The 6,679-nt window shown below is 63.8% G+C and carries 6 protein-coding genes and 1 pseudogene; 5 read left to right on the forward strand and 2 right to left on the reverse strand.

The features are described 5' to 3' along the window. Window positions 1–58: 58 nt before the first annotated feature. Window positions 59–835, forward strand: coding sequence for a methyltransferase domain-containing protein (locus GC1_RS05430; RefSeq protein ID WP_019296802.1), 777 nt, complete (start codon window positions 59–61; stop codon window positions 833–835). A gap of 121 nt (window positions 836–956) precedes the next feature. On the opposite strand, the gene GC1_RS22085 is transcribed toward GC1_RS05430, so the two are convergent. Then, window positions 957–1,826 (reverse strand): alpha/beta fold hydrolase, encoded by an 870-nt coding sequence (locus tag GC1_RS22085; RefSeq protein WP_193747953.1) that lies wholly within the window; start codon window positions 1,824–1,826, stop codon window positions 957–959. Window positions 1,827–2,078: 252 nt separating this feature from the next. Here GC1_RS22085 and GC1_RS05435 point away from each other — a divergent pair, with 252 nt between their 5' ends. The 3 genes from GC1_RS05435 (at window position 2,079) to GC1_RS05445 (ending at window position 5,273) form a co-directional block, all read left to right on the forward strand. Further along, on the forward strand, window positions 2,079–2,786 hold the full coding sequence (locus tag GC1_RS05435) for a glutathione S-transferase family protein (RefSeq protein WP_019296800.1): 708 nt from the start codon (window positions 2,079–2,081) through the stop codon (window positions 2,784–2,786). Beyond that, window positions 2,786–4,159: an L-serine ammonia-lyase gene (locus GC1_RS05440; protein ID WP_019296799.1), complete on the forward strand. Its 1,374-nt coding sequence runs from the start codon at window positions 2,786–2,788 to the stop codon at window positions 4,157–4,159. Before GC1_RS05435 ends, GC1_RS05440 begins: the two co-directional genes overlap by 1 nt. Window positions 4,160–4,358: 199 nt before the next feature. Then, on the forward strand, window positions 4,359–5,273 hold the full coding sequence (locus GC1_RS05445; protein WP_019296798.1) for a DMT family transporter: 915 nt from the start codon (window positions 4,359–4,361) through the stop codon (window positions 5,271–5,273). On the opposite strand, the gene GC1_RS05450 is transcribed toward GC1_RS05445, so the two are convergent. After that, complete coding sequence (locus GC1_RS05450; protein WP_019296797.1) at window positions 5,270–5,935, reverse strand: thiamine diphosphokinase; 666 nt, start codon at window positions 5,933–5,935, stop codon at window positions 5,270–5,272. The genes GC1_RS05445 and GC1_RS05450 overlap by 4 nt on opposite strands. Window positions 5,936–6,054: 119 nt before the next feature. Between GC1_RS05450 and GC1_RS22790 the strand changes: the two are divergent. Beyond that, window positions 6,055–6,679 (forward strand): annotated as a pseudogene (locus tag GC1_RS22790) (chemotaxis protein CheA); the annotation flags it as partial.

A 6,679-nucleotide genomic window follows, 5' to 3' on the forward strand; every position in this document is an offset into this window, starting at 1 on the left:
AATCCCGCCCGTTCGCCCTAGTCCTCTTATGCGGGCGGATGCGGACGGAGGGACAGGAATGCTGCAATTCGACGAGGAAACCACCCGCGTGCTGGAGGATGCCTACCAGGGTGCCGACATTTCCCGGCGGCGGCGCGCCAGCTTCGACGCGCTGGCACCGGCACCGGGCGACCGCATCCTGGACCTCGGCTGCGGCAACGGGCTGCTGACAGAGGAACTCGCCCGCGCGGTCGGCCCCGCGGGCCATGTGACCGGGCTGGACGCCAGCCCCGACATGCTCGCCGCCGCCCGCCAGCGATTGCAGGAACGGGAAAACACCACCCTCACCGAAAGCGATGCCGCGACCCTGCCGTTTGAGCCGGAAAGCTTTGACAAGGCGGTCTCGGTGCAGGTGTTCGAATACATCACCAGCCGCCGCCCGGTGCTGCGCGCGGTGCACCATGTGCTGAAACCGAACGGCCGCCTGGTGATCGGCGACATCCACTTTGACACCTTCGCCTGGCACAGCGACAACCGCGCCCGGATGCAGCGGTTCCTGGATATCTGGGACAACCATCTGGCCGACCGCACCGTGCCCGCCCGACTGCCGGAAGAACTGCGCGACAGCGGCTTCACGCTCGAAACGATGCACCCCGTGACCATCTGCGACACCAGCCTGCGCCCGGACGGCTTGGCCGCCATGATGATCCGCCTGATCCGCGCCTATGCCGTTCAGACTGAAGCCACCGATGAGGACGACGCCGCCGCCTGGGCCCAGGAACAGGAGGAACTGGCGGCGGAGGGGCGGTTCTTCTTCTCGCTCACCCATTTCGTCTGCACCGCCCGGCGGATCTGAACGGGCAGCTGTCCTCCGCGCAAGGGGCAGGAACTCCTGTCTCGAACCGGCTGTTTTGTGCGGCAATTCAGAACGCACGCTGAGCGGACGAAGCGGACTTTCAAGTTACTGAACCTTACAGTTAAACAGAGCGCAAAGAAGCATTCCCCAGAATGAACTCTAACATCGCATCAGCCAACAGGTCTGGCCTTTGAACAGGGCCGCCATGACTTACGCCCGGTACTTTTCTTAGTATTGCGTTGTCGATGCTGTTGCTCGTGTGCTCAGCCATTAAACGGTACTGATCAAGTGAGTTTTCTCCGTACAAGATTAAGGTCGGGCATTTAATTTGAGCAAATTCCTCAGGTGACAGTGGTTTGGCAGGCTCTGCATTAAGATCAGGCATCATCGTATGGCAATTTTCCAAATGAACCTTTTGAAAGTCTGGATGCAACTCAAGAAAACCACCTGCTGGCATGCTATAGACAGCCTCAAGACCTACCCGCATACCTGTCTCAAGATCGCCCTTCTCCGCCAATTCATAGGCTGGCTCTAATCGGTCCCACGCAATTTCGCGAGCATGCGTTAGTGGGCCATTTTCTTTTGGCGGTTCGCACTCAAACGATGGCTCAAAGATACTTAGCGAAAGCACTTGTTTGGGTATTGTCGCCGCCGTGCGTAACAGAATTCCGCCTGCATAAGACCACCCAGCGAGATGGACCGGCTCCTCCAATTTTTCCAATATGTCGATCAGGTCTTCTGTATGGACACGGCGCGCGAAAGGTTTGTCGTTTGGCCAGTGCCAGTCCCCAAAATGCCGCTGAGTGTAAGCCATGAACTTAGCTCGGCGGGAAACGGGTTTCCAAAGACCGCACCAGATACGATGATCGGCCCATGCTCCATGAACAAACAGAACAGGTGATCCGCTTCCTTCAACTACCATCGGGAAACTGATTTCTTTGACTGCAAATGCCAACGGGGCTGGCATCCCGGCCAAATCGATTTCGCTCAATTCTCGGCTCATTACAGCGAGACTAAATCAAGCAGCATTTTGAGGCAATTTGAACTTGGCGGGCAATCACAACGCGCGCCCCTTCGGCGTCCGCTTCGGGCTCAAAACAGAGCTGCGCAACGCATGACCCGCTCGGCGTCCTTCCGCCGCTTCGGGGCCTCTTGACCAAACATATATCACAAAGGCGGGTTTCCTATTGGAAACGCCGGAAACGGACACATATTCTGCCGGTCCGAGTTATAATGTTGCGCTATGAAACCCGAATACCGCCTGCACTACGCCCCTGACAACGCCTCACTGGTCATCCGGCTGGTGCTGGAGGAGCTTGGCCTGCCCTATGAAACGGTCCTGGTCGACCGCCGGGCAGAGGCGCAGAACAGCCCCGAATACCGGGCGCTGAACCCGGGCGGTCTGATCCCGGTGCTGGAAACCCCGGACGGGCCGCTGTTTGAAACCGCCGCGATCCTGCTGTGGCTCTCCGAGCGCCACGCCGCGATGGCACCGCAGCCCGGCAGCGCGGAGCGCGCCGCGCTCCTGAAATGGCTGTTTTTCGCCTCCAACACCCTGCACGCCGACCTGCGGATGCTGTTCTACCCGGACAAATACATCGGCGATGCCGAGGCAGATCAGCAGCAGCTGCAAAAGGTCCTGCGCCAGCGCCTGCATGTGCATCTGACCAGCCTCAACCAGGCCGCCGCAGACCGCCCTTCCTGGCTCGGCGCGCCGCAGCCGTCGGTGCTGGACTATTACCTTGCCTGCCAGATCCGCTGGATGGCGCTTTATCCTGCGCAGGCCGACAAAACCTGGTTCACCCTGGCCCATTACCCCAGCCTGCAGCAGATCTGCGCCGCGCTGGAGCACCGCCCCGCCGTTACCGTGGCACGCGAGGCCGAGGGCCTCGGCGCCACCCCGTTCACATCCCCGGCCTACGCCAATCCCCCAGAAGGATCAGCCACCTAATGTTCCTCTCCGTTTTCGACATGTTCAAAGTGGGCATCGGCCCGTCGTCCTCCCACACCATGGGTCCGATGGTCGCCGCCGCGCGCTTCCTCGACATGATGCGCGCCTCGCCGTTCGAATTCCACGGCCTGCGCGCCTCGCTGCACGGCTCGCTTGCCTTCACCGGCGTCGGCCACGCCACCGACCGCGCCACCATCCTCGGCCTCGGCGGCTTTGTCGCCCATGACTACGACGACGCCAAGGCCGAGGCCTTCCTGGCGGAGCTGGACAAGACCCATACCATGCACCCCGAGGGGCTGGGAGAACTGCACTTCGACCCCAAGGCGGACATGATCTTTGACTATGATCACGCGCTGCCGGGCCACGCCAACGGCATGATCCTGATGGCAACGGATGCCCAGGGCGACGTGATCCTGAAACAGGTGTTCTACTCGATCGGCGGCGGCTTTGTCGTCACCGAGGAGGAACTGGCCGCGGGCAAGGCCACCGACGAAGGCGACCCGGTCCCCTTCCCGTTCAAATCCGCGGCAGAGATGCTGGAGATGGCCAAGGCCAGCGGCAAGTCGATTGCCGAGATGAAGCGCGCCAACGAGATCTCCCGCGGCTGCTCCGACAGCCTCGCCAAGGGCACCGCCCGCATCTGGCAGGTGATGAACGACTGCATCAACCGCGGGCTGGAGCGCGACGGCATCCTGCCCGGCGGCCTCAAGGTCCGCCGCCGTGCCAAGGGCATCTATGACGCACTGATGGCCGAACGCGGCATGAACCTGACCGCGCCGCACACCATCAACGACTGGATGAGCGTCTATGCGATGGCGGTGAACGAGGAAAACGCGGCTGGCGGCCAGGTTGTGACCGCGCCGACCAACGGCGCCGCAGGCACCCTGCCGGCGGTGATCCGCTACTATCTCGACCATGTGCCGGGCGCGTCCGAAGCCCATGTCGAGGATTTCCTGCTGACCGCCGCCGCGATTGCCGGCCTGGTGAAATACAACGCGTCGATCTCCGGCGCCGAGGCAGGCTGCCAGGCTGAGGTCGGCTCCGCGTCGGCAATGTCCGCCGCCGGCCTCTGCGCCGTCATGGGCGGCACCCCCGAACAGGTGGAAAACGCCGCCGAGATCGCACTGGAGCATCATCTGGGCATGACCTGCGACCCGGTGAAGGGCCTGGTGCAGGTCCCCTGCATCGAGCGCAACGGGTTGGCGGCAATCAAGGCGGTCTCCGCCGCCTCCCTCGCCCTGCGCGGCGACGGCCAGCACTTCGTGCCGCTGGACGCCTGCATTGAGACCATGCGCCAAACCGGCGCCGACATGCACGACAAGTACAAGGAAACCTCGCTCGGCGGCCTCGCGGTCAACGTGCCGAACTGCTGAGTTTCATGTCTCAGTCTGCCGCTGCCGGAGCAACCAAACACAGGTTAGCGCCCGGCACCGAGGGTGGGCGTTTCGCGCCCGCCCTGGGGGCGGGGACGGGCGCGAACCGGGCCGCAAGCGGCCCGGGGTCTATCTCCGCAATCCGTCCCGCCTTCAACCGCACCTTGTAAGTTTCCCCCACCCCGCCTAGCCTGCCGCCATGACACAGGACCGGCCCCTCCTCGGCATCGCCCTGATGCTGGGCTTCTGCATGGTGATCCCGCTGGGCGACGCCATCGCAAAGCTTTTGACCAACCGGGTGCCGGTTGCCCAGATCGTCTTCATCCGCTTTGCCGCCCAGGCCGCGATCCTGCTGCCGCTGGCCCTGGCCCTGCGGCTGCCGCTCAGCCTGTCGCGCCGGGTGGCACCGCTCTTGTTCCTGCGCACGCTGTTGCAGATGGGCGGCATCGGCGCGATGTTCACCGCCTTCCGCTACCTGCCCTTGGCCGACGCGGTGGCCATAGCCTTCGTGATGCCCTTCCTGATGCTGCTGCTGGGCAAATACGTCCTGCACGAACAGGTTGGCCTGCGCCGCCTCGGCGCCTGCGTCGTCGGCTTTGCTGGCACATTGCTGGTCATTCAGCCCAGCTTTGCCGCCGTCGGCTGGAACGCACTCTGGCCGCTGCTGGTTGCGGTGATCTTTGCCTTGTTCATGCTGATCACCCGCAAAATCGCCAAGGAAACCGATCCCATCGCGGTTCAGGCCGTGGCGGGCGTCATGGGCACCGCGCTGCTGGCACCGGTGTTCCTGATCGGCGACGCGGCCGGTATCACCGCGCTATCCACCGCCCTGCCGCCGCAGGACACCTGGACCCTGCTGGCCGCAGCCGGCGCGCTCGGCACCATTGCGCATCTGATGATGACCTGGAGCCTGCGCTTTGCCCCCACCTCCACCCTTGCCTCGATGCAATACCTGGAGATCCCGGTGGCGGTGTTCTTCGGCTGGCTGATCTTCGCAGAGCTTCCGAACACGCTCGCCGCCTTCGGCATCCTCCTGACCATCAGCGCAGGGCTTTACGCGGTGATGCGCGAGCGCAAGGCGTCAGAAACCGAAGAGCGCATCAACCCCGCCTAGCGGTCCAGCCGGACCGCCCCCAGCACATCCGCCAGCAACCGCCGCGGCACAATCGCCAGCAGCCCCGGCCCCTTCGCCTCCAGCCGCACCGGACCCGTCGCCCGGTTCGAGGTGCCGATCCGCCCCATCGGCGACATCGTCAGCCCGTCAATGGGCCACTCCAGCCCCTCGGAGTGCCCCTGCACCTCCTGCATCGGAAACAGCGAAATCACCTCACCCGCCTCCGCGGGCAGTTCCACCGCCCGGGTCAGGTGAAAGATCACCTCCGTCTCCCCCACCAGCACAACCGGCACGTCATGCCCCTGCACCAGGGTGCTGAACGCCGCCAGCTGGTGATCCACCCGCGCGCCCAGGAACCCCACCGCCAGCACCGCCGGCGCCGCTATCATCCTCAGCGCCTTGTCAAAATCGGTGCTGTCCTGCTCCGCCACCGGGTGCAGGCTGTCCGGCGGCAGCTGCCCCCGCACGTCATCGCTCAGCGAGTCAAAGTCCCCGATCACCGCCCGTGGCACCTGCCCCGCCGCCAGCGCCGCCGCAGCGCCGCCATCCGCCGCAACCAGCACCGGCGCCAGCGCCAGCGCCGCCTCCAGATCGCCAGAGGCCACTTCCCCGCCGCCTACCAGCGTGATTGGTTCCGGAACGTCTACAATCTTAGTATTCATGCGGTGAATTCCCGCCTATTTTGGAAACAAGACACATTGTGAACACAAAATGATACGATCAATTGCACGGATTCGAGCAAAATTGGTCCTTCCAGCCTTTATGGTGAATGACAACCTATGTGACGAAGACGAGCGAGCTGATGGTACATAACAACAAAGTCTTGACCGTATCCTATGGAACCTTTTCCTGCACATTGGAAGGGTTCGAGGATTCCTTCGGCACAATGAAGGCCATTGCCGAGTATTTCCGCGACCTTGCCGCGGATGACCGCTACTTTGGCGCCGAACCGCCGCAGCCCGATGCCGATATGCTGGCCCGCATTGCCCAGCGCGAGATCGCCCGCCAGGTCGAGGCCCGCACCAGCGAGGGCGGCATCCACCTGCGTGCCGCCACCCCGGCGCTTGGCGCCGCCGCTGCTGAAGCTGCCGCACCGGCTCCCACCGCTGCACCTGCCCCGGCGCCAGCGCCTGCCGCAGAACCGGTTGCCGAACAGCCCGCGCCCGCGCCGACGGAAGCTGAAGTTCCGGCCGCCGAAGCGGAAGCCGTGGCTGAAACCGAAGAATCCGTGGCCGAAACCGAAGAAGCTGCCGCAGACGTGATCGCCGCCGAAGCCTCCGAAGCCGCCGCCGAGGCGGTTGCAGAAGAAGCCCAGGCCGCCGCTGCCGAAATCGAGGACGCCGCGGAAGAGGCTGAAGCAGAAGAAGCCGCAGAAATCATCGCGGAAGCCGAAGCCGAAGCCGAAG

Origin of the sequence: Leisingera sp. ANG1 (assembly GCF_000203975.2) — a bacterium.
Taxonomy (GTDB): domain Bacteria; phylum Pseudomonadota; class Alphaproteobacteria; order Rhodobacterales; family Rhodobacteraceae; genus Leisingera.

Bases quoted from the DNA above. Each gene is read 5' to 3' on its own strand.
- GC1_RS05440 (WP_019296799.1), top strand. From the start codon at position 2,786: ATGTTCCTCTCCGTTTTCGACATGTTCAAAGTGGGCATCGGCCCGTCG.
- GC1_RS05430 (WP_019296802.1), top strand. From the start codon at position 59: ATGCTGCAATTCGACGAGGAAACCACCCGCGTGCTGGAGGATGCCTAC.
- GC1_RS05435 (WP_019296800.1), top strand. From the start codon at position 2,079: ATGAAACCCGAATACCGCCTGCACTACGCCCCTGACAACGCCTCACTG.
- GC1_RS05450 (WP_019296797.1), bottom strand. From the start codon at position 5,935: ATGAATACTAAGATTGTAGACGTTCCGGAACCAATCACGCTGGTAGGC.
- GC1_RS05445 (WP_019296798.1), top strand. From the start codon at position 4,359: ATGACACAGGACCGGCCCCTCCTCGGCATCGCCCTGATGCTGGGCTTC.